Origin of the sequence: Enterococcus sp. SB12 (assembly GCF_030910025.2) — a bacterium.
GTDB lineage: Bacteria > Bacillota > Bacilli > Lactobacillales > Enterococcaceae > Enterococcus_B > Enterococcus_B faecium.
On the sequence record NZ_CP175675.1, the window covers coordinates 492,015 to 515,496 of the forward strand.

The window sequence follows — 23,482 nt, forward strand, 5'->3', positions numbered from 1 at the left end:
GTTGAGTATTGAATTCTTTTCGTTATTCGATTACATACTTATTTTAGCATACGGACTACTAGAAAGAGTATCGGACTAAAGAAGGATTTTCTATATTTAGAGAAAATCTAAGGTTTATCTATGGTAAACTAATAAGGAGTTTTTGAGAAAAATTGAAAAATGAAAAAAAGCAGTTATGATTACAAAGAAAGCAGGAGAAGATATGCTGAACAATGAGCAATTTGAAGAAAAAACAATCAGTCGCAAAGAAATCTATAGCGGAAAAATTATTGATGTTGCTGTAGACGAAGTTCGTTTGCCAGATGGAGGAACTTCGAAGAGAGAACTGGTATTTCATCCTGGCGGTGTTGGGATCATTGCTTTTGACGAACAAGATCGTCTGCTTCTTGTCAAGCAATTTCGAAAACCTTTAGAAAAAGTGATTTTGGAGATTCCAGCTGGAAAAATCGATCCAGGAGAAGGACAAAATCCCGAAATGACAGCAGCTAGAGAATTAGAAGAAGAAACTGGCTATCGTGCGAAGTCGCTGAGCCATCTTACTTCGATGTATCTTTCACCAGGTTTTGCTAATGAAGTCCTTCATATTTATCATGCACAAGGGGTAGAGAAGGTCGAGAATCCTTTAGCACAAGATGAAGACGAAGTACTGGAGTTGTATCATCTAACTCTTGAAGAGGCGCAACAAGCGATGAAAGATCAGTTGATTTGTGATGCAAAGACGATTTATGCGATTCAATACTGGGAACTATTGACCAAAGGAAAGTAGAGGGATCGGCTTATGGCCAAAGGACCGCTTATTACGCGAAGCGAACTTCGCAAGCGACAACAAGCACAAGCAAGTGAGTCATTAAAAAAACAGCGAAAAGCAGAAACAGCTTATCAGCAAGAAGAAAAAAAGATTGCCAGCTTTTATCGTAAAGAAAGCAAAAAGAATAAACCAATCACGAAAACAAGGATCAGCGAACGGGAAAAGACGACCAAATGGAACTCTTTTTTGATGAAATCTCTTATTATTGTTATCCTAATGTTATGTGTGGTTTTTTTAGCAATCGCATTTATATAGAAAGAAGGAATTAAAAAGATGAAAATCGGTATTATCGGCGCAATGGAAGAAGAAGTAAAAATTTTGAGAGAGAACCTAAGCGAACCATTATCATGGGAACGCGCAGGCGCTTTATTTATTTCAGGTTCATTAGGTAACCACGAAGTGATCGTCGTACGTTCCGGTATAGGAAAAGTCTTAGCATCTATTACCACAAGTCTGTTGATCCAACAATACGGCGTGAACATGGTGATCAATACAGGTTCAGCTGGCGGAATCGGTGAAGGCTTACAAGTAGGTGACATCGTTATATCAGACAAAGTAGCTTATTTTGATGCAGATGCAACAGGATTTGGCTACAAACCAGGACAATTACCAGGAATGCCTCTATATTATGAAGCAAGCACATATTTGCGCAGTGAAATGGTTAAAGCAGCAAAAGCAACGAATTTGAACGCAAAAGAAGGATTGATCGTTACAGGTGATACATTTGTCGACTCGCCAGATAAAATCAAAGAAATCTTAACGAATTTCCCTGAAGCATTAGCTTGCGAAATGGAAGGAGCCGCTGTTGGACAAACAGCTCGTCAGTTCAATATCCCATTTTTGATCGTACGTGCAATGAGCGACACAGCAGATCACTCGGCGACACAAAGCTTTGACGAATTTATCGAAGACGCAGGCAAACGATCAGCAGAAATGGTGATCGAATTTGTCAAACATCTCGTATAAGGAGGACTAAGATGAACGCATTGATCTCGATTGACTACACATATGATTTTGTTGCAGAGGATGGAAAGCTGACTACTGGGACAGCAGGACAAGTAATTGAAAAAAAGCTGACTGCTCATACAAAGAAGTTTATTGATCAAAAGGATTTTGTCGTTTTTGCCATTGATGCGCATGATCCAAAAGATTCCTTTCATCCGGAGAACCGCTTATTTCCTCCGCATAATGTGATAGGAACGGGTGGACGGGAATTGTACGGCTCTTTAAAAAGTTTATACCAAGACTATGAGCAAGAGGAAAATGTTTATTGGATAGACAAACGGCATTATTCCGCTTTTAGTGGAACAGATCTAGACATCCGTTTACGAGAACGCCAGATCACAGATATTTATTTGACCGGCGTATGTACAGATATCTGTGTGTTGCATACAGCAGTCGATGCGTATAATCTAGGATACAAACTCCATATTTTCAAAGATGCCGTGGCAAGTTTCGATCCCGTTGGACATGAATGGGCATTGAGACATTTTGAATCCACACTAGGCGCAGAAATTTTATAAAAAAACAAAGTGATTTGATAAAATAAAAAGTACAAAATAATAAAAGAAGAGCATAAAACAAACGACTTTGTTTTATGCTCTTCTTTATACGTTATTTTAAAAAAATCTTATTCTTTTTACGTTAATAAATCTCTTTGTTATCAACAACTTAAGTTATATTTTTTCTTTTTATAAAATACACTTATTATAATTTTGTTTTTTATTGACAGTAAAAATAAATTAGGTAATACTTTAAGTAAACGTTTTCTAATTTGTTGCGGGAGGAATACACTTGTTAAAAAAACGTATAAAATACAGTGCGCTAATGATGAATCTCCTTATGCTCAGTACCCCGGTTTTAATTTCTGTCGTTGAAGTTGCTGCTAACGAACAACAGTCTGTGAACGAAGAAAATGCACACGTGAACATTGAAGGGATGTCAACAATGGAGGAAGTACCAAGAACTAGTGAAGATATGGATACGGAAGAAGGAAATGATCCTATGATGAAAGAATCAGAAAATGAAAAGACAAAAAAGCAATCTGAAGAAGCAAATGAAGAGTGGAAAGGGGTTGTTTTCGGAGAAAGCACAAGTGCTAGTAGGTATGCCATTGAACCATTAGAAGACGGCGTGCGGCTCTCTTCCACGAATAACGGCGGAAAATTCCAGTCAAGCGGATCAGATGGAATGACCTATTATTATCAAGCAATCCCCAAAGACATCAACTTTAGGATGCGGGCGACGATCGAAATAGAATCTTGCACCTATACGAATGCCCAAGAAGGATTTGCTTTAATGGTAAGAGACGCAGTACCAAAAGATCATTTGTTTGGGCAGGCATTTTATTCAAATTCATTTGCCATACTAGGCAGTCGGATCGAATATGTCTGGGACTCGGATAGACAAGAAGTGGTCAACACGAGCGGCAGCAAATATACGATGCGACTTGGATTGGGGACACGGGCAATCACAGGAATATCATCTGAAGATCCGCAAGCTGCGCCAGCTCCTGGGAGTGTCTCAGTGGAAACAACACCTTTAGAGACTTCAGCAGGGTTCTTGGAAAAAGAAACAGGTTCTTATAATATATTCGGAAACGGTCATGGGAATCTGTTTCCGGCCACGAACTCGATTACTAAACTGGACGTAGAGATGAAAAAAACGAATACTGGTTTAGAGGCATATTATTACGATCCTGAAACAGGAGAAGAAATGGCTTCTGACATCATGTATGACTGGGAAAAATTATACGCTTCAGATGAATCGGTTATTTATGCAGGATTTGCTGCAGCAAGGAATATGACGATCAAGGTAGAAGGAATCGAAGTTGCTTACTCAGATCCTGCGACAGATCCTCCTGGGCAAGAAAGACCTACTCGCTTGATTGATCCGATTTACACTGTGACCTCTAGTAATCATTCAGGAAACCAAGATCATACTATGTCCTTTAGAGCAAATGCTGACGGATTATTGACAATTAAAAATAAAGCAACAGGAGAGGTGCTTAAGAACGCAAAAGACTTGGCTATCACTGCGAATCGGGAATTTGATTATCAGACAAAACTGATGGAAGGAACGAACGAATTTACTTTCAGTTTTACGCCAGATAAAAACTATCCGCCAGAAGAATACGTAGAGATGACTAGTTATGAAACAAAAGAGATTCTTCATACAGTGGACTACCGTAAACCTAAATATTCGACAGTTTATGTAACACCAGAAGGGTCAGATGCAGGAAACGGAAGCAGACAAAATCCATTATCTCTGACACAAGCATTGAGATACGCATATGCTGGGCAGACAATCGTCATGGCGCCTGGAACTTATTCCTTCGAAAGAGGATTGACGATTCCCAAAGGCGTTAACGGGACAAGAGAAAACCCGATTAAGTTGATTGCAGAGAAAAATCCAGAAAACAAGCGTCCTGTACTTGATTTTAAAGGAACTGGAAATGGGATGACACTGTTCAGTCACTACTGGGGTTTACGAGGGTTTGACATTACAAATAGTGCAGCTATGCAAAAAGGATTACAGATTTCTGGAAATCATAATTTGATCGAAGAGATTCATGCTTATCGGAATGGAAATACAGGAATCCAAATCAGCGGTAGCTCAAATGATCCTTTCGAAGCATGGCCCGCGCATAACTTAGTCAAGAACTGTACATCTTTTGAAAATGCCGATCCAGGATTTGAAGATGCCGATGGATTTGCGGCCAAACTGACAATAGGAGAAGGAAATGTATTTGACGGTTGTATCGCGTATCATAATGCAGATGACGGTTGGGACCTTTTTGCTAAAAATGAAACAGGTTCGATCGGAAAAGTAATCATCAAAAACTCAGTTGCTTATCGAAACGGCTGGGTACCGGGAATTGAGGGAGAAGGTAACGGTAATGGATTCAAAATGGGCGGTTCTTCTTTAACGGGCCCTCATGAATTGATCAATAGTTTGTCTTTCGAAAATCTTGCGAAAGGAATCGATTCCAATAGCGGAACAGATATTATCGTCAATAGCAGTACAAGTTTTAATAACGGTTCATATAATGTGGCTCTTTATACCTCTTCAGCAGGAAACACAGACTACCATGCTTCTGGTATCTTATCTTTCCGAACAGAGAATCTTGAGATGAGAGAGCAGATCCGCCCATTGAATCAAAACGAAGATCAAATCTACCACTCGTTGAACTACTATTGGAATGAACGAGAGAAACAATCAGAAAATACTCTTGGACATACCGTATCAAAAGATTGGATCGAGTCTCTAAATACATGTTCGAAAGAAGGTCAGCAGCCTGTTACGCGCTATGAAAATGGAAGTATCCATGTTCATGGACTGATGCAGATTAAACCGGGGAATCGTCAAACAGAAAAGGAAAGAGTGGATGGTCTTCCATTATCTGTAGGTGCTATTTTTGACGGAGAAACCTCGCCATCTTCGGAATATCCAGAGTATGCAATCGTACAAGAACCAAATCAGACAAAACCAAATGAACAAAATAATCCGATTATTATACAAGAAGCAAATGGTGTGGCGGAGAATGCAGAAGGAAATATCATTGAACTGAAGCCTTTTACAGTTTTTGTGTCAACTTTCACACCAAATCAAGGAACGCCTGTCTTTGAAGATATGCGTTATTTCCCAGAAAAGATCCAAATCGTTGAAACACAGTCAAGTGCTCAATTTTCTAATCATACCGCTATTTTTTCAGCACCTTCAAAAGGAGAATATACGCTAGAAGTCACTTATCGTTCGGAAATATTTGATGGGGAAAAATGGTCTGCTCATACAGAATCTGTTACCCAGCAAAAAGCGATCACTGTGCGAGAAACTGCCGATGTGCCCCCGGGAAATGACAAACCAGAAAGAGAAAATCCAGGAAATGAATCACCAAATGAATCACCAAATGAATCACCAAATGGAAAACCTTCTCATCCGGACAGGACAGCAAAAGAAAGTGAAAAAAATGGCACTCAAGGACTCCCAAAAACGGGAGAATTTAATAACCCGTTGCTAGCATTAGCTGGAGGAATTTTGTTAATCGGTGTAGTTGTTTATGTCATGAAACAGCGAAAAAAATAAGTGGAATTTCTCCTTTTATGATGTAAAACAATTGACTGAGGAAAGTAAAAATAGAAGGAAATGAGACCAATAGATGTCTCACTTCCTTCTATCTTTTTATAGATGAGGTTCTCCTTGCTGCTTTTGATTGGCTGTTCTTATTACTTGATGCAGGACAGCTTTTTCACAACCTCTCCACTAAACGGTGTTCAATCAGCTGACCCTCGGTATTAGCTCAACAAACGGCAAAATATGAGGAACTATTTTTCCGTTTTTTCTCTAATACTCAGGTCAGGACGCTGATTTCACAACCTCTCGATAAACGGTGTTCAAAAGCCAGTTTCTCAGTAGTAAGTCAAATTTATGCAAAAATGTGGAAAGCTATTTTCACAAAATTTTTCTTACTACTTGAAACTAAGCGGCTTTTTCACAACCTCTGATACATGGTATTCCAGAAGTAACTTCTTCGAAAAATAAGCCGAAATGTCACAAAAATTTGAGAAGCAATTTTCCCCAATTCCTTCTTATTTCTTGAAGCTGACCACTTCTGGCACAACCTCTTACCAGATTCGCACTCTTTTTTCTGGCGCTAGATACATAGCGTCTTGTTCCGTGATACCAAATGTTTCATAGAATTCGTCAAGGTTTTTTGGTTGCACGTTTGCTCGGAGTTTAGCAGGGGCATGGACATCGATTTGCAGTAAAAGTTGTTGGTATTCTTTTTTTGCTTTTGTACGCCAAATCGTTGCCCAATTGACAAAGAATTCCTCGATAGAAAGATCTGATTCCGTTTTTGCTGCTTCCAATGCACAGCTTAGACCGCCTGCATCAGCAATATTTTCCGAAACGGTTAATTTTCCGTTTACTTTTCCGTCAGCAAAAGGCAGACCATCGAATTCTTCGATCATTGCTTGTGCTTTGTTTTGAAATTGTGTAAGATCTTCTTCTGTCCACCAGTTGTTCAAGTTGCCATATTCGTCAAATAAAGCGCCGTTATTATCAAATGCATGGGAAATCTCATGAGCGATAACAGCTCCGATTCCACCATAATTAGCAGAGCTTGATTGTTCTAGACTGTAAAATGGTGCTTGAAGGATCGCTGCCGGAAAGACGATCACATTCCGAAATGGATGATAATAAGCATTGACCGTGTCAGCACTCATTTCCCATTCTGAACGATCCACTGGTTTGTTCCATTTGCTGAAACGATCTTTTAATGTGAGTTTGCTGAAAACAAGAGTATTTGAAAGCAAAGTACCACCCTGATCTGCAGGTACTGTTTTGAACTGGTCGAATAATGCTGGGATCTTATCGGGGTAGCCTACTTGGATACCTAAGTTATTTAATTTTATGACGGCTTTTTCTTTTGTTGCATCCCCAAGCCAGTCATTTTCTTCTAGACGTTTTTTATAAACGGCGATCATTTTTTTCACCATTTGTTCTACGTCTTTTTTAGCAGCTTCGCCAAAATATTTTTTTCCGTAGTAATCGCCAACTACTTGATCGAATTGTCCAGAGGCAAGGTAATACGCTGCTTTTTTCTGAGGCATTGCTTCGTCTGTTCCAGACAATACGCGAGAATAGATTCCGCTGACTTGGCGGAATTCTTCTGATAGATAACCACTAAGAGAACGTACTGTTTTAATGATCATCCAGCTTTTGAATAACGGAAAATGAGCTTCTGTCAGGATGTCATTCAAATGATCGAAGTATACTGGATCAGTTACGATCACTTTATCTGGAGTTGTCCCAATCAAACCCGTGACAAGTTTTTTCAAGTCCAGTTTATCTGTGTATTGAATAAATGTATCAAAAGATTGCGGATTATACATTTTGCTGTAATCTGCGTTTTCTTCTGCACTTTTTACATGAGGAGCAATCAATTTATCAAATTGCACTGCTTGTTCCGTGATTGCTTCTGCCTGACTTTTTTCTTTGCCGGCAAGCTCTAATAACTGAACAGCCATATCAAAGAAAACGCCTATTAGTTGTGCACCGTTGGGATGGTCTGATGCATAATACGTCTTATCTGGAAGGAATAAAGAAGGCGGATAAGCAAAGAAGGCGTTCGTTTGCGCATTCTTCATATCTGCATCTACATCCAGATTAAATGGCAATGGTAATGTATCCAACAGCCATTCTGGAAATTGCTCATTCAATTCGTCGAAAGACTGCAATGATTCAACTTTTTCGATTATAGGTTGAAGTGGTTGAGCATGCAACTCATTTCTTCGGTCATAATCGTTTGCCAGTTGATAATATGCAAGGAAATGTTTCATTTTTTCTGAAGACACTTTTTCTGGATGGGCAAGCAGATCGTCTGTTTCTCCCATCAAAAGTTGGTCGATCCCGTCAACTAAATCTTGGAAACCGCCTGTAGCTGGTTTATCTGCAGGGATTTTTGCTGTTTTTTGCCATTCTTCATTGACTGCTTCATAGAAATCTTGTTTCAATCGTTCTTTGTTCATTCATCGATCGCTCCTTTTTTGTTTCGTGTGCCCATTATCTTACAAAATGAAGGAATTAACAAATAGAACATAAAAAATTGAAAATTCGAACAATCAAACTGATTTGTTTTTTTCAATCCTTCACTTATAATGAAAAAAAGGAGGCGATCCCAACTGAATCAAGTAGTGGATAAACCTTTATATTTCAAAGTAGATAAAAAAATTAAAAAATTAGCCAGCACTCAGCAGCTGCAGTCAAGAAAAAGTAAATTGCTTTTTTTAGCTCTGGTTTTTGAAGATCAAAGTTATGTGATTATCGATCAATCAGGACATCCGGTAGAATATTCTCCAGCAAAATATACTTATCAAGAGGGTCTTTCTTGTAAAAAATGGAAGCTGATCAATGAAGAGCCAATCGAGTTATCTAGATGGATCAACAGAAAAGAAGATATTCCCGCTTTGATCGAAGAAAAAAGGTCAGGAAAGGAACTCGCAAATTGCTGGGTGGGATTGCCAGAAGAACGTTTTTTGAGGTATAAGAAATGGGCTACCCCCTCAGGCTATCTTTGTGGTACTTACGCGGCAGCAGTTCTCCTTGCCTATTATCAAGACTATCGTAAGGAGTGGATGCTTCCAAATGAGATTCGCAAGAAAAATACGGCTGATTCGTTGGTTTTGACGAAGGCATTGCGTAGCCAGATCCAACCACTAGGACTTCCTACGATTCCTTTTCAGGTTAGTACAGGGATTTCTAGTTTTTTAAAGAAGAATGGCAATCATGAGCGTGCACGAGCAACTCTTCTAGGTTCATGGCAGCGAGCTACAAAACGTATACGTGAAGGCAAACCTGTGATGATTGGTATTTTGAAAGTACTTGGCAGTACATATGGCAATCATTGGGTGACAGCGTACGCTTATTTTGAAACTGAAACAGGAGAACGTTATTACAAAGTACACGACAACTGGGGCGATTATCATAAAGTCATTCCTGCCAGTTGGAGTAACGGAACAGTTTCACTTCCTTAAGAATTTGCTGAAATTAACAGAAAATCTTGGAAAAATATGTTAAACTATCGAAGAATAGAGAAGTTTTGGGGAGGACTACATGAGTAATAAGTATCAGGATGACACGTTGAAGATTTTTAGTTTGAATGGCAACCGTCCATTAGCTGAAAAAATCGCGAAAGTGTTCGGAACAGAATTAGGTAAAAGCGTCGTGAAGCAATTTAGTGATGGCGAGATTTCCATCAATATCGAAGAAAGTATTCGAGGGGATCATGTGTATATCGTTCAATCAACGAATGCACCTGTCAATGACTACTATATGGAACTACTGATCATGATCGATGCAATGAAGCGAGCAAGTGCGAAAACGATCAATGTCGTATTGCCTTACTATGGGTATGCTAGGCAAGACCGCACGGCGAAACCTCATGAACCGATCACTGCGAAATTGATCGCTAACTTGATCGAAGAAGCAGGGGCAACTCGAGTACTGACTTTAGATCTGCACACGGTTCAAGTACAAGGATTCTTTGATATTCCTGTAGATAATTTATTTACGATGCCGTTGTTTGCTCATTATTACCGTCAATTAGGTCTGACGGGAGATGACATCGTAGTTGTTTCGCCAAAAAACAGCGGTGTTCAGCGTGCACGTAGTCTTTCAGAATATTTGAACAGCACATTAGCCATCGTAGATCATGCAGATGATGCTTCAACTGAGGGTGGTTATGTGATCGGTGATGTTCAAGGAAAGACATGTATCATGGTAGATGATATCTTGAACACAGGAGCAACGCTTGCACGAGCAGCAAATGTATTAAAAGAAAACGGCGCAAAAGAAGTATATGCCTGTGCGTCACATGGATTATTGTCCGATCATGCGAAAAGTATTTTAGACAATGCACCAATCAAAGATATTTGTATCACTGATTCTGTTTTCACAGAAGAAAATCGTCATCCAGAAATCTTAACAATCGTTACATGTTCAGAATTAATGGGAGAAGCGGTCAAACGCATCCATGAAAATACACCGATGAGTCCGTTATTCCGTCTGGAAGAAAAAGAATTCGAATAAACAAAAAAAGAGGGAAAGAAGTTGTGACACAAGTGAGCAACTTCAAGGAGCTGCGACAAGACTTTTGTCATAGCTCCTTTTTTCTATGCCCATGAAACGTCCTCTAGACAAAAATGAGCTCTTCTTTGGTTTGTTCGCTATTTTATGCTAGAATGTGCCTAGCAATAATTTGGAAGGGATGAATGAAGTGAAAACTATTTATCTGGATCATGCGGCAACTACCCCCATGCATCCACAAGTAATTGAAGCGATGACGGCAATCATGCAAGACACGTTTGGAAATCCTTCAAGCATACATGGATTTGGTCGCCACGCGCATGAAAAATTGGAAACAGCAAGACAAATCATTGCAGACAGTCTGCAAGCAAAACCTCACGAGATCATCTTTAACAGTGGGGGAACAGAAGGGGATAATACAGCTATCTTAGAAACAGCGTTCTCGTGTCAAAAAGAAGGCAGACATCTAATCACTACAGCTATCGAACATCCTGCTGTTCTTAATACCATGAAATATTTAGAGACAAAGGGGTTTGACGTTACATATCTGCCTGTAGATGAAAAAGGGAATCTGTCGATCGAAGAGGTCAAAAAAGCGTTACGAGAAGATACGATCTTGGTCTCTGTGATGTATGGGAACAATGAGATCGGAAATTTGATGCCAATCAAAGAAATCGGTGAACTTTTAGCGGATCATCCAGCTTATTTCCATACAGATGCGGTACAAGCGTACGGAAACCAAACGATCCATCCAGAAGAATTAGGAATCGATTTATTAAGTATCTCTGCTCATAAAATCAATGGGCCAAAAGGCGTCGGTTTCTTATATAAACGAGACGGAGTAAATATCCCTGCATTGCTTTTAGGCGGGGAGCAGGAAGAAAAGCGGCGTGCAGGTACAGAAAATTTAGCAGGGATCTGGGGTATGGCAAAAGCAGTTGAACTGCTGTCACCTGAAGAACGTGAAGCACGTAACAACAAATATAAAGGATTCCAGCAATTGATTCTTGATACATTAGAAGCAAACGAAATCCCTTATCAAGTAAATGGTGATTTAACGAATAAACTCCCTCATGTGTTGAATCTTCGCTTAATTGGCGAAGCAAATGATTTGCTACTGATGAAGCTTGATCTTAATGGGGTCGCTATTTCTACTGGTTCAGCTTGTACAGCAGGTAATATCGAGCCTTCACACGTATTAGAAGCAATGTATGGAGAAGATACACCGATACTAAAAGAATCCATCCGTATCAGCTTTGGTTTGGGAAATACCGAAGACGACATCCAGTATTTCCTTGAACAATTAGTTCGTGCTGTCAAAAAATAACTAGTGAAGTCATTCTTATATGAACAGATGTCTGAGAGAACGCCTTCATTTTTTAGGGAACTTAACTGAAAAACCTAGTAAAAATCAGGATAAACTTTTATAATAAAGAGAAACTAATTTTATCGAGGTGAAAATCATGGCATTTGAAACAACAGCAACGGTACTGGGCGCACCAATTAGCTATCGTTTGCATCCTGATGCAAAAAGATATACATTGCGCGATAATGGATTTACAGAAACAAACGGAGGCAATTATCAATTGATCCGACCATTAGATGCCACGCCGCAAAGCAAAGAAGGATTCAAATTAAAAATCACTGTATCAAAAGATATTCAAACATTGAAAATGTCGATCACTACAGCAAATGGATTGAAAGCAGTCAATATTTTCAAAGATCCAAAACAGAAAATGAGCCAAGATAAATTTTATTTTCTGATGGATGGGATGATTAGCCGTGGGTTATTCGAAAAAGTCGAATGATCTGTGGATATAAAAAGACAACTAGTTTTGAAACGGCCTATTGTTAGATGACTAACTTTGTAAGGACGACGCAAATTAGTTGTCTTTTTTATTTTTAAATTTAACACATGTTGTTATTTTTAATATTTTGCTGATTTATTGTTTCTAAGTAAAGAAATTTAAATTGAAACGATTGTTATTTAGGGAAAAAGGTATTTTTTGAAAAAAGAATCCCGTATAATGATTGTTGTGCAAACGCTATACAAAATGAAAAAGAAAAGAGGGATGTTTATGGAAAATGAACAGTCGGTCGTTTTAACGAATTGGAAGAGAAATTATTTGTTCTTTTTATCGGGACAGTTTTTGTCAGGAATCACTAGTATGGTCGTCCAATATGCGATCATCTGGTATTTGACAAGAGAAACCGGTTCGGCGACAATTTTGAGTTTTGCTACTTTACTAGGAATGATTCCCATGGTTTTACTAAGCCCATTTGTAGAACCGCTAGTGGATCGCTGGGATAAAAAAGCTCTTTTGATTGTCACGGATATTATTGTAGCGATTTTCGCGCTTATTTTAGCAGTAGTCGGAACGATTTCAGAATCCTTCCCGATTTGGCTAGTTTTTGTGTCTTTGTTTATGCGTTCGGTCGCACAAACATTCCAAATGCCAACGATCAGTCGATTATGCCGACAATCGTTCCATCTTCTCACATAACAAGGACGAATGGACAGTTAGGAATGGTCCAATCAGCGAATTTCATCATTGCGCCAGCTCTAGGTGCGGCTTTGTTTTCAGTCGTTCCTGTCAATTACCTTATTTTATTAGATGTATTGGGGGCAGTTTTTGGTGTCGGCTTATTGATTTTTGTGAAGATCCCAAAAGTTTCTCCTGAAATATTGGAAGTTCCGCTTACTATTTTTAAAGATGCAAAATTTGGGCTGCAGCAATTGATGGATAACAAAGGGTTATGGTACATAACGATCAATGGTGCATTTGTGATGCTGTTGTTCATGCCAGCAATCAGTCTGTATCCATTGATGACGCTAGATTACTTTGGTGGTTCCGTTGGACAGGCGGGAGCAGTGGAAGTAGTCTACGCAGTCGGAATGCTCTTAGGCGGTGCACTGATCAGTTTTATAGGAACATGGAAAGACCGAATGAAACCTATTATTATAGCCTACATCATTATGGGCCTGACGATCGGTGCAAGCGGATTGGTTCCAAACGATAGTCAAGGGTTCTTGTACTTTCTTATCTTGAATGCAGGAGCAGGTTGTGCAACGCCATATTTCAATACACTGCTGATGGCAATGATCCAGCAGAGTTATGAATCGAATGTTTTAGGTCGTGTCTTAGGGAACTTCAACTCTTTGATGAACCTGGCAGGTCCAATTGGATTATTATTTGCAGGACCATTAGCTGATCGTTTAGGGGTAGAAAAAATGTTCTTGTTTTCTGGAATCGGGATTTTATTATGCGGAATCGTTTTATTTTTAACGTCAGCTGCTCGAAATTATGATAAAGAATTACAGAAAAAATTGGTAAAAGAACACCATGAGTAAAAAGACGAATAGTATGGAATGGAGTTGTGACAGAAGTCTTGTTACAACTCCATTTCTGATCCTAATGTTCCTGTGGCAATAAGCCTACTCAAATGAAAAATATGAGTAATTATCTTTATTTGTTTAATACTTGATATAGGGCAGTTTTTTCACGACCTATCGTACTTCCTCTTTGCTTCATAGATTTCTTTGATTTGTTGCTCAGATAACGGAGTGCCAAATGGTAGTTTTTCCTTTAAGAGTTCCCTTTCCGGTGCGTCTACGCCTACATTGACATCGTTCTCGATAGGTACGCTGTAATGATGGATATGTCCATGAAGATTGCGGATAGTGTCGTTAGGCCCGAGCAACATCGGATAATGAGTCAAGTAATATTGTTGATGGTCGAATTTAACGATGGCACCTACATCATAAAAATAAAATTTGGGACTTCCGTCAGTAAGCCTAGGATCATTTTTTTCTAAATAACGGAAAAAAGCGCGACTGTCATGGTTCCCTTTGATCAAGTGGATTGTTCCTTGCAGTTGAGTGACCAGTTCCAAAATTTCTGCATTTGCTTTTTCATATTGCGGATGCATAGCAAGGTCGCCTAGATGATAAACATGGTCGGTTTCTTTTATTACTGCATTCCAGCTAGTGATCAACTGTTGGTTCATTTCATCCACATTTGCAAAGAGCCGCGGAGCAAAGTCGTTTTTTCCTAATAAGCGTTCATGGAAAAAGTGCATATCACTGGTAAAGTAATTCATGTATCTTTTGCCTCCCTTTTTTCTTAGAGTAAACAAAATCACTTATCTGAGCAACTCATAACATCTAAAAAGAAAAGGTTGTAAATGAGACGTGTAGCTTTAAGCGATAAGAAGCAATTTTGAAAAATAGTTTTTCACAATTTATAAAATTATTCCTTATTGCCGAAAGGCTGGCCCTTTTTATGAGTATGCCAATTTTTTATATCGAATGCTCAAAAGATGAGTGATTTTTTGGTTGACTATCATGTTTGTGTACTGAATAGGTCCAGTAGAACAGTATTTTTACGACTTGATAATTAAGGGATGAAATTTTCAGAAATATGACGTATAATGTAAAATACTGAAAAGTTGCGACCTTCAACTCGTAGATGTTTCAGAATCTAATTGAAATGATGGTGATATCATGACAGACAACAGCAAAACACGCGTTGTCGTAGGGATGAGCGGCGGTGTCGACTCATCTGTAACAGCACTTTTGTTAAAGGAACAAGGATACGACGTGATCGGAATATTCATGAAAAATTGGGATGACACGGACGAAAACGGTGTATGCACGGCCACGGAAGATTATAAGGATGTAGCGAAAGTAGCTGCTCAAATCGGGATTCCTTATTATTCTGTGAATTTTGAAAAAGAATATTGGGATCGTGTATTTGAATATTTCCTAGCCGAATACCGCGCAGGACGTACACCTAACCCAGACGTGATGTGCAACAAAGAAATCAAATTCAAAGCATTCTTGGATTATGCAATGGATCTTGGCGCCGATTATGTAGCTACTGGACATTATGCGCAAGTCACTCGCGATGAAAACGGCGTGGTCCACATGCTTCGTGGAGTAGACAATAATAAAGATCAAACTTACTTCCTTAGCCAATTATCACAAGAACAGCTTTCAAAAACGATGTTCCCTCTAGGCGGCATGGAAAAATCAGAAGTACGGGCAATTGCTGAACGCGCAGGCCTTGCGACTGCTAAGAAAAAAGATTCAACGGGAATCTGTTTTATTGGTGAAAAGAACTTCAAACAATTTTTGAGCAACTATCTGCCAGCAAAAAAAGGAAATATGGTCACTCTTGATGGTGAAGTCAAAGGGCAACATGCTGGCTTGATGTATTATACGATTGGTCAACGTCAAGGACTAGGGATCGGTGGCGGAGGAGATTCGCAAGAACCCTGGTTTGTTGTAGGAAAAGATCTAGCGACAAACACATTATATGTGGGGCAAGGGTTCCATCATCCTGCATTGTATGCCACAAGCTTGGATGCAAGTGAAATCCACTTTACGACGAATGAACCAATGCCAAAAGAATTCAAGTGTACAGCGAAATTCCGTTATCGTCAGCAAGACGTTCCTGTGACAGTTCGCTTATTGGATGATAATCATGCAGAAGTCGTATTCGACGAACCTGTACGTGCAATCACTCCTGGACAAGCAGTTGTATTTTATGATGAAATGGAATGTCTGGGTGGTGGTTTGATCGACCACGCATATCAAGAAACAAAAGTTTTACAATACGTTTAAGCGATATTAAATGAATCAAAACAGCTATGGCTAACAAAAGAAACACCTTTTCTTTTGGATAGCATAGCTGTTTTTTTTGCAATAAAATTAATTTTTATTCATTTTATACTTGAAATACTTGTGTAAAAAGTTCATAATATCCAATAATATGAATAAAGTTGCTTTTTGTTAAGCAAGAGCAGTTGCAAAATAGAAGGAAATCTTTTGCAAGTGATTTGTTCAATTTTATAAGTGAGGGTGATGGAAATGGAAAAGAAATCAACGGGTATTAGCAAATGGGGACTGGTTGCTCTGGTTGTCAGTTCGTCAATCGGAAGCGGTGTGTTTGGGATCACAAGTGATCTGGCTAGTTCTGCAGCTCCAGGGCCAGCGATCCTTTCATGGATAATCGTTGGGATTGGTATTTTAGCTTTGGTATTATCGCTGAATCATTTAGGAGAAAAACGTCCAGATCTAGATGGTGGTATTTTCGGTTACGCGGAAGCTTCATTTGGTAAATTAGGTGGCTTCATCAGTGGTTGGGGTTACTGGTTGTCTGCGTGGCTGGGAAATGTTGCTTTTGCAACGATGCTGATGAGCGCCATGGGAGAATTTTTCGCGATATTCAAAGGTGGACAAAATGTTCCTTCTATTTTATTTGCAAGTATTTTTATTTGGGGTCTGACTTTATTAGTAAACAATGGAGTTGAAGGAGCGAGCGTCATCAATACAATCGTGACGATCTGTAAATTAGTGCCATTATTCCTATTTTTAATATTTGTATTTATCGCATTTAAAGTGAATATATTCACTGCTGATTTTTGGGGTAACGTATCTGATAATCTAGTGAATGGAACAGGGCAGCAAGGAACGATCTGGTTGCAGATTAAAGGTTGTTTGATGGTTATGATGTGGGTCTTTGTAGGTATCGAAGGCGCAAGTGTTTTAGCCAACCGCGCGAAGAAACGTTCAGAAGCCCAGCAAGCATCGATCATTGGTCTGCTTTGTTTATTGTTTATCTATATCCTTGCTTCGATCTTGCCATACGGCGTCTTATCTCAAGAAGAGTTAGCAACTATTTCACAACCTGCTATGGCAAATATTTTAAAAGGAATCGTGGGAAATTGGGGAGCAGCGCTGATCAATATCGGCTTGATTATTTCGATCATTGGTTCTTGGTTGTCTTGGACGATGCTCCCAGCAGAAACAACGATGTTGATGGCTCGAGACGGTCTGTTGCCGAAAGGTTGGGGAAAAACGAATAAAAAAAATGCCCCAACTTATTCGTTAGTTGTTACTGCAATCTTGACTAATCTATTCTTATTGACTTTCTTAGTTACTGATTATGCCTATCAATTTGCCTATTCTTTATGTACAGCGGCAATTTTGATTTGTTATCTACTTGTCGGGATCTATCAAGTCCAGTTTTCTTTAAAAGAAGGAATCAAAAAACAAGTAGTGATCGGTGGGATTGCTGTAGCTTTTGAATTGATGGGCATCATTTTAGCAGGATTTTCTTATGTCCTTTTATGTAGTATTGCCTATCTTCCTGGTTTTTGCTTCTACTGGATCGCTTGTCGTGAAACCAAACATCAAATTACGGGAAAAGAAAAAGTAATGATTGGGCTGATTTGTGTGGCCGCACTGCTTTCAATCGGGTTGCTTGCTGTAGGCTGGATCAAGATATAAGGGGGAAAGAAACATGAAAATCGCAAATTTCGGTGTAGAAGAATGGCTAAATAAATGGGAAAAGAAAGCGGTATATGATATTGCACAAAGCTCGATCGAAGCATTGACATTAGACGAACTCGTTGGCTTAGATGGGACTAGCGTAAGTGAATTTTTCGAAAAACGCAAAAACGAACCATTGGACTATGGCTGGATCGAAGGATCAGATGTTTTCAAACAAGAAGTCGCTTCTCTTTATCAAACCGTCGATCCGGAAAACATCTTACAAACGAATGGAGCGACTGGTGCTAATCTTTTAGCTCTATACGCGTTAGTGGAAGCAGGAGACCATGTTGTTTCGATGCTTCCTACTTATCAGCAATTATATGACATCCCCAAATCTTTAGGTGCCGCTGTTGACTTTGTTCATTTGAAGGAAGAAGAAGATTGGCAGTTTGATTTAGAACAGCTAGAAGCCTTAGTCAAACCTGAAACAAAAATCATCTGTTTGAATAGTGCAAACAATCCTACAGGCACATTGCTAGATCGGAAAACTTTAGAAAAAATCGCAGAAATTGCTCGTACAGTAGATGCATATGTATTGATAGATGAAGTATATGCGCCTTTAACGGATAAAGGTGAATTCTTGTCGATCGTAGATGTCTATGAAAAAGGTATAGCAACCAATTCCCTATCCAAAACCTACTCCATTCCAGGTATTCGTATTGGCTGGACAGCTACTGGACCTGAGTTGGCAGAAGTTTTTCGAAAGTATCGAGACTACACGATGATTTGCGGCGGAGTCCTGTCAGATGATCTTGCTGTACATGCATTGAAGAATAAAGAAAAAATATTGGAGCGAAACAAAAAGATCATTACAGAGAACCTTGTGATTTTAAAACAATGGGTAGCCAATGAACCGAAAGTTGAACTTGTCGCTCCCAATTACGTCTCTACTTCTTTCATTAAATTAGCCATCGAAGAAGATGACCAGACATTTTGTATCAATTTATTAGAAGAAACAGGAGTACTATTAGTACCAGGAAGTGCCTTTGATTTACCGAAGCATGCCCGACTAGGTTACTGTTGTAAAAAAGAAACCTTGGAAAAGGGATTATTCCTCTTATCTGAGTTCTTGAAAAAACAGGCCTAAACAAAAACACTGCAAGGACAGTCTGTGACAACTGTTCAAGCAGTGTTTTTCATTTACGCTTATTGTCTATGAGAAGGAGAGTGCCCTGAAGATATGGAGACTCCTGAAGCTTTTTCTTCTGCAGTTTCTTGCTGATGGATCTCTTGTGTATTGTGTCGTACAAGCAAGAAGTTGACCAAAACAAGAAGAGAAGTCGAAAGAAAGACGCCACGATAACCAAATGCACTAGAAACACTGGAGCCGATCATAGGCCCTACTACGTTACCAGTTGCTTGGAAAGATTGGTTATAACTGAAGATCCGTCCAGCAGCTTGATGAGGCGAATATTTTGTGATCAATGCTTGGACAGCAGGGAGCAGACAAGCATCAGAGATACCCATCAAAAAACGTAAGGCAGCTAATTGCCAAACATTCGTGACGCATGCCATTGGGATATAAACCAGAATCGCAAAACCCAAACCAATCGCAAGTATTCTTTCACTCCCAATCTTGTCACCTAAGCGACCAAATCTTGGAGCGGCTATCAAAGTGGCAATCCCAGGTATCGAAGCGATGATTCCGCTGATCAACGTAACATTCCCATGTCCATGCAGCAATTGGCGAATGTACAGACTGATGATTGGACTAATGGAATTGTTGGATGCTTGGATGATCATCGTTGTGACGAACATACCGATGACGACGTGTGGATATTTCAAGTCTTTGAAAATCTGTTTGGCAGAAACCATGTTTTCTTTTTTCACTGGGACAAATTTTTCATGGACGAAAAACAGACTCAACAAGAAGACGAAAAATAAGATGATCCCTGTAATGAAAAAGGTAGGGCGATAGCCAAACGCTGAAGCAGAGATCCCGCCAAGAAGCGGTCCAAGTAATGTTCCTGTAACAGAACCAGTTGCTAAGGTTCCAAGAACTTGACCACTTTTTTCTTTTGGCGTCCCAGTTGCGACAAGGGCAGCGGCATTACTGATATAACCAGAAAAAATCCCTTGAAGCAGACGCAATGCGACTAATTGATACACACTAGTCACGCAACCCATCAAAGAAATGACGATTGCCATTCCTAATGAAGCACGCAACAGCATCAATTTTCTTCCTTTTTGGTGGGCTAATTTTCCCCACCAAGGAGAGATCAGCGTAGTCACCAAGAAAGTAGATGAAAAAGTCAATCCGCTCCAAAAGTTCAACTGTGACGTACTATAATTACCTAACGTATCTATGTAAAGTGACATAAAAGGCATGACTAAACTAAATCCGATACCAGCCATAAATGTTCCAAACCATAAGACAAACAAGTTTTGTTCCCAAGTTTCTCTTTTCCTAAATAATTTTTCCTTTATTCTTGCAGCCAATTAGACTCCTTCTTTCTGAAAATTTTCATCTACAGCTCTTTATTATAAACTACAATATGTAGTTTATCAATGAAAGTCTCTTTTTTCTCTTTCTTTTTCGTGGTAAACTGAAAGAGTGAAGGATTTATTTTATGAGAGGAAACATGAAAATGAAAAAAAGAAATCTGTCTCAAGAGAAAATCATCGACTGCTTTCGAGAACTAGCAGAAGAGATGGATGTTCAGCAAATAACCTTTCAGCATTTAGCAAAACGCTTGGATATCAAGGCTCCCTCGCTGTATAACCATTTCAAAAATATTCGTGATGTCAAAACAGCGCTAACAGCGAAACTTCTGCAGGAACTTAATGACCAGCTGCGTCGGGCTCTTGTGGGAAAAAGTGGTCAGGAAGCACTGCAGATCTATGCAGAAACTTATCGATCCTTTGCTTTTTCAAATCAAGCAGTGTATGAGTTACTGATCAGTGTGCCCCACACCAATGAAGCAGTTTTATTAGAGGGAATCCATGAAACGAACCAGATCATTTTGCAGATCTTTGAGGCTTTTCAATTAACGAAAGAAGAAAAAGTCCACCGAAGCAGAGAATTATGTAGTATGATCCACGGCTATCTTTCCTTGCGTTTTTTAGGATACTTTACAAAAGAATCGACAATCGATCCAGAGGACAGCTATTTTTGGATGATCAATGACTTTATCGCTACTTTGCCTTAAACAATCAGATTCATTTATATCATTTTCAAGATGTTCATTAAATGATCCTTTTATAAGAGAAAATTCTTGCAACTTTCTTGAAAAGTGACTAAGATAAGTCTAGAAAAGCTGAAAGAAGGAGCACGAGTATGTATCAAGTAATTACCATGTTCGGGGACAATGAGCCTTGGTGGTTTTTTGAAGACTGGGAAGAAGATATTGAAGCAGAAGAAACATTCGAGTCTTTCGAAGAAGCACGACAAGCGTACGAAAAACAATGGAACGAAATCCATCAAAATTATGAATATATCAATGCAAAAAGTAACTTTCTCAGCGCCTTTTGGAATGACGGAGATGAGCGCTGGTGTGAAGAGTGTGACGATGATTTACAGCAATACAAAGGACTTGCGTTGTTGAAAAATCATCAGCCCATCACAGTAGAAAGCGGAAAGGAATTTTATGAAACAACTAATTCTAGCGGAAAAACCAAGCGTTGCGAAAGACCTAAGCAAGGTGCTTGGTGCTAATCAAAAGCACAAAAATTATTATGAAGGACCCAAGGTGATCGTTACTTGGGCCCTTGGTCATTTATTAGGATTGAAAATGCCGGAAGATCTGAATAAGGAATGGCAGAGCTGGCAAATGGACACGTTGCCAATGATCCCTAAAAAACTAGGAATCAAACCACTTCCTAAAACAGGACATCAATTAAAAGCAATCAAGCAGCTGGCTCAGCGAAAAGATGTCTCAGAAGCAGTCATTGCGACAGATGCCGGAAGAGAAGGGGAACTTGTTGCTCGCTGGATCTTAGAGTATGTGCATTTCAATAAACCAGTGAAGCGGTTATGGATCTCTTCTCAAACAGATAAAGCAATCAAAACTGGATTCAAGCAACTAAGACCTGCGAAAGAATATGATGCATTGTATGAATCTGCTCTTGCCCGGGCAAAAGCGGACTGGCTGGTAGGATTGAATGTGACCAGAGCCTTAACTGTGAAGTACGCGGATAATTTATCAGCAGGCCGTGTGCAGACACCGACACTAGCATTAGTGAGAGACCAAGAAAAGAAAATCGAGCAGTTCCGTCCACAAACGTATTTCACGATCACGTTGCAAGCTGGAAAAGAACAAGCCAAAATGCTTCAAAAAAATCAATTTGCTTTAAAAACACAAGAAGAAGCACAAAAACTTGTTCAATTGATCAGTACAAGCAAAGGAACTGTCACAGAAGTCCAAGAAAAATTAAAAACGGAATCTGCGCCATTGCCTTATGATTTAACAGAGATCCAAAGAGAAGCCAATCAACGCTATGGCTATTCTGCAAAGAAAACATTAAGTCTTGTACAAAGTTTGTATGAGACCCATAAGATCGTTACTTATCCGCGTACAGACAGCAAATATCTGACAAATGACATGAAAAGTACGATGAAAGAACGATTGCAAGCAGTCAGCGACTTTGCTCCTGAGGTCAAGCAGTATTTGAAAAACGGAGCCATCGTCCAACAGACAAAAGTATTCCAAGACAGTAAAGTGACCGATCACCATGCACTTTTGCCAACTGAAAACAGAGCACGTTATGAAAAATTAAGTAATGAAGAGCAAAAAATCTATCAAATGATTGTCTCTCGTTTTTTAGGACTGTTTGCTCAACCCCATAAAGTCAGCCAAACAAAAGTTACGGTTGAATTTGGTAAAGAACGATTCATTTTTCGGCAAAATCGTGTCGTCCAAGCAGGATGGAAAGGCGAAACTGAAACTGAGACGGAAACAGTCAAATGGGAAAAAGGAATGAGAATCAATCCCGATTTCACCATCAAAAAAGAACTATCTGCACCGCCTAAACCATTGTCAGAAGCAAGCTTGCTTGGTCAAATGGAAAAATACAGTCTGGGAACCCCAGCTACGCGTGCAGAGATTATCGAGAAACTAATCAAATCTGAACTGATGGAACGTACCCCTCAAGGACTGCAAGTATCTCCTAAAGGTAAGCAATTATTAGTATTGGTAAATCCCTCTTTAGTAACACCAGATTTGACAGAAAGCTGGGAAAAAGACCTTGAAGCTATTGCTGCAGGAAAGAAACAAGCAGGAACCTTCTTGAATGGAATCGAAAAAGAAACAAAACGCTTGGTGAATGAGATCAAATCAAGCAAACAAGAATATCAAGATTTCTCGATTACCCAAAAGAAATGCCCAGAATGTGGGGCCAATCTGCGCGAGAAAAACACACGTGACGGCAAAATCTATGTCTGCACCAATTCAGATTGCAACTACCGCAGAAGAAAAGATCCAAAAGTCTCTAATCATCGATGCCCGCAATGTCACCGGAAAATGGAAATCATCGAAGGTAAAAACGGTGCTTATTTCCGTTGTAAATACGATGGAACGACAGAAAAAATGCTTGATAAAAAAGAGCAGAAGAAGAAAATGACCAAACATGAAGAACGACGCTTGCTGAAAAAATATGCACAAGCAGAAGAACCAGAAGAAAGCCCATTAGCAGCAGCACTAAAAGCAGCAATGAAGAAGTAATAAGATATGAAAGAGGTTGTGATAGAAGTGGTCAGCTTCAAGAAATAAGAAGGAATTTACGAAAATTGCTTCTCAAATTTTTGTGAA

18 protein-coding genes and 1 pseudogene are annotated in these 23,482 nt (G+C 39.3%); 16 read left to right on the top strand and 3 right to left on the bottom strand.

The window, feature by feature from the left end:
• Positions 1-202: 202 nt before the first annotated feature.
• The 5 genes from RBL01_RS02360 (at position 203) to RBL01_RS02380 (ending at position 5,893) form a co-directional block, all read left to right on the top strand.
• The gene (locus RBL01_RS02360; RefSeq protein ID WP_002325125.1) at positions 203-766 is read left to right on the top strand and encodes an NUDIX hydrolase; all 564 of its coding nucleotides are present in this window, start codon (positions 203-205) and stop codon (positions 764-766) included.
• Between the two features lie 12 nt (positions 767-778).
• Positions 779-1,063, top strand: a complete 285-nt coding sequence (gene macP, locus RBL01_RS02365) for a cell wall synthase accessory phosphoprotein MacP (RefSeq protein WP_002286760.1) — start codon at positions 779-781, stop codon at positions 1,061-1,063.
• Between the two features lie 18 nt (positions 1,064-1,081).
• The gene (locus tag RBL01_RS02370) at positions 1,082-1,774 is read left to right on the top strand and encodes a 5'-methylthioadenosine/adenosylhomocysteine nucleosidase (RefSeq protein WP_002291218.1); all 693 of its coding nucleotides are present in this window, start codon (positions 1,082-1,084) and stop codon (positions 1,772-1,774) included.
• 11 nt (positions 1,775-1,785) lie between these two features.
• The gene (locus RBL01_RS02375; protein ID WP_002291217.1) at positions 1,786-2,331 is read left to right on the top strand and encodes a cysteine hydrolase family protein; all 546 of its coding nucleotides are present in this window, start codon (positions 1,786-1,788) and stop codon (positions 2,329-2,331) included.
• A 271-nt stretch (positions 2,332-2,602) separates the two neighbouring features.
• The gene (locus tag RBL01_RS02380; RefSeq protein WP_080391749.1) at positions 2,603-5,893 is read left to right on the top strand and encodes a right-handed parallel beta-helix repeat-containing protein; all 3,291 of its coding nucleotides are present in this window, start codon (positions 2,603-2,605) and stop codon (positions 5,891-5,893) included.
• A 539-nt stretch (positions 5,894-6,432) separates the two neighbouring features.
• On the opposite strand, the gene RBL01_RS02385 is transcribed toward RBL01_RS02380, so the two are convergent.
• A complete protein-coding gene (locus RBL01_RS02385) occupies positions 6,433-8,340 on the bottom strand; it encodes a M13 family metallopeptidase (RefSeq protein ID WP_002301660.1) in 1,908 nt (635 codons plus the stop codon).
• A 129-nt stretch (positions 8,341-8,469) separates the two neighbouring features.
• On the opposite strand from RBL01_RS02385, the gene RBL01_RS02390 reads away from it, so the two are divergent.
• The 5 genes and pseudogenes from RBL01_RS02390 to efmA all read left to right on the top strand — a co-directional run bounded on the left by RBL01_RS02390 (position 8,470) and on the right by efmA (position 13,748).
• Complete coding sequence (locus tag RBL01_RS02390; RefSeq protein WP_002327421.1) at positions 8,470-9,345, top strand: dihydrolipoamide dehydrogenase; 876 nt, start codon at positions 8,470-8,472, stop codon at positions 9,343-9,345.
• Positions 9,346-9,424: 79 nt separating this feature from the next.
• Complete coding sequence (locus RBL01_RS02395; RefSeq protein ID WP_307780817.1) at positions 9,425-10,399, top strand: ribose-phosphate diphosphokinase; 975 nt, start codon at positions 9,425-9,427, stop codon at positions 10,397-10,399.
• Positions 10,400-10,577: 178 nt separating this feature from the next.
• The gene (locus tag RBL01_RS02400; RefSeq protein WP_002352493.1) at positions 10,578-11,723 is read left to right on the top strand and encodes a cysteine desulfurase family protein; all 1,146 of its coding nucleotides are present in this window, start codon (positions 10,578-10,580) and stop codon (positions 11,721-11,723) included.
• Between the two features lie 136 nt (positions 11,724-11,859).
• Positions 11,860-12,204: a DUF1831 domain-containing protein gene (locus RBL01_RS02405; RefSeq protein WP_002286736.1), complete on the top strand. Its 345-nt coding sequence runs from the start codon at positions 11,860-11,862 to the stop codon at positions 12,202-12,204.
• Positions 12,205-12,474: 270 nt separating this feature from the next.
• Positions 12,475-13,748: pseudogene (gene efmA / locus RBL01_RS02410) on the top strand (multidrug efflux MFS transporter EfmA).
• A gap of 149 nt (positions 13,749-13,897) precedes the next feature.
• Here the strand turns inward: efmA and RBL01_RS02415 are convergent.
• On the bottom strand, positions 13,898-14,497 hold the full coding sequence (locus RBL01_RS02415) for a metallophosphoesterase (protein WP_002291205.1): 600 nt from the start codon (positions 14,495-14,497) through the stop codon (positions 13,898-13,900).
• Positions 14,498-14,900: 403 nt separating this feature from the next.
• On the opposite strand from RBL01_RS02415, the gene mnmA reads away from it, so the two are divergent.
• The 3 genes from mnmA (at position 14,901) to RBL01_RS02430 (ending at position 18,822) form a co-directional block, all read left to right on the top strand.
• The gene (gene mnmA / locus RBL01_RS02420; RefSeq protein ID WP_002327417.1) at positions 14,901-16,022 is read left to right on the top strand and encodes a tRNA 2-thiouridine(34) synthase MnmA; all 1,122 of its coding nucleotides are present in this window, start codon (positions 14,901-14,903) and stop codon (positions 16,020-16,022) included.
• A gap of 246 nt (positions 16,023-16,268) precedes the next feature.
• A complete protein-coding gene (gene arcD / locus RBL01_RS02425) occupies positions 16,269-17,690 on the top strand; it encodes an arginine-ornithine antiporter (protein WP_002327416.1) in 1,422 nt (473 codons plus the stop codon).
• 13 nt (positions 17,691-17,703) lie between these two features.
• The gene (locus RBL01_RS02430; RefSeq protein ID WP_002325117.1) at positions 17,704-18,822 is read left to right on the top strand and encodes an aminotransferase; all 1,119 of its coding nucleotides are present in this window, start codon (positions 17,704-17,706) and stop codon (positions 18,820-18,822) included.
• A 59-nt stretch (positions 18,823-18,881) separates the two neighbouring features.
• Here RBL01_RS02430 and RBL01_RS02435 read toward each other — a convergent pair whose 3' ends face one another.
• A complete protein-coding gene (locus RBL01_RS02435) occupies positions 18,882-20,174 on the bottom strand; it encodes a multidrug efflux MFS transporter (RefSeq protein WP_307780816.1) in 1,293 nt (430 codons plus the stop codon).
• Positions 20,175-20,323: 149 nt separating this feature from the next.
• Here RBL01_RS02435 and RBL01_RS02440 point away from each other — a divergent pair, with 149 nt between their 5' ends.
• The 3 genes from RBL01_RS02440 to RBL01_RS02450 all read left to right on the top strand — a co-directional run bounded on the left by RBL01_RS02440 (position 20,324) and on the right by RBL01_RS02450 (position 23,395).
• Positions 20,324-20,884 carry a TetR/AcrR family transcriptional regulator gene (locus tag RBL01_RS02440; protein ID WP_033651460.1) on the top strand — a complete coding sequence of 187 codons (561 nt, stop codon included), beginning with the start codon at positions 20,324-20,326 and terminating at the stop codon, positions 20,882-20,884.
• Between the two features lie 128 nt (positions 20,885-21,012).
• A complete protein-coding gene (locus RBL01_RS02445) occupies positions 21,013-21,390 on the top strand; it encodes a DUF1033 family protein (RefSeq protein ID WP_002291196.1) in 378 nt (125 codons plus the stop codon).
• Positions 21,323-23,395, top strand: coding sequence for a DNA topoisomerase III (locus RBL01_RS02450; protein ID WP_033581948.1), 2,073 nt, complete (start codon positions 21,323-21,325; stop codon positions 23,393-23,395). The genes RBL01_RS02445 and RBL01_RS02450 overlap by 68 nt, the downstream gene beginning before the upstream one ends.
• The last annotated feature ends 87 nt before the right edge of the window (positions 23,396-23,482 follow it).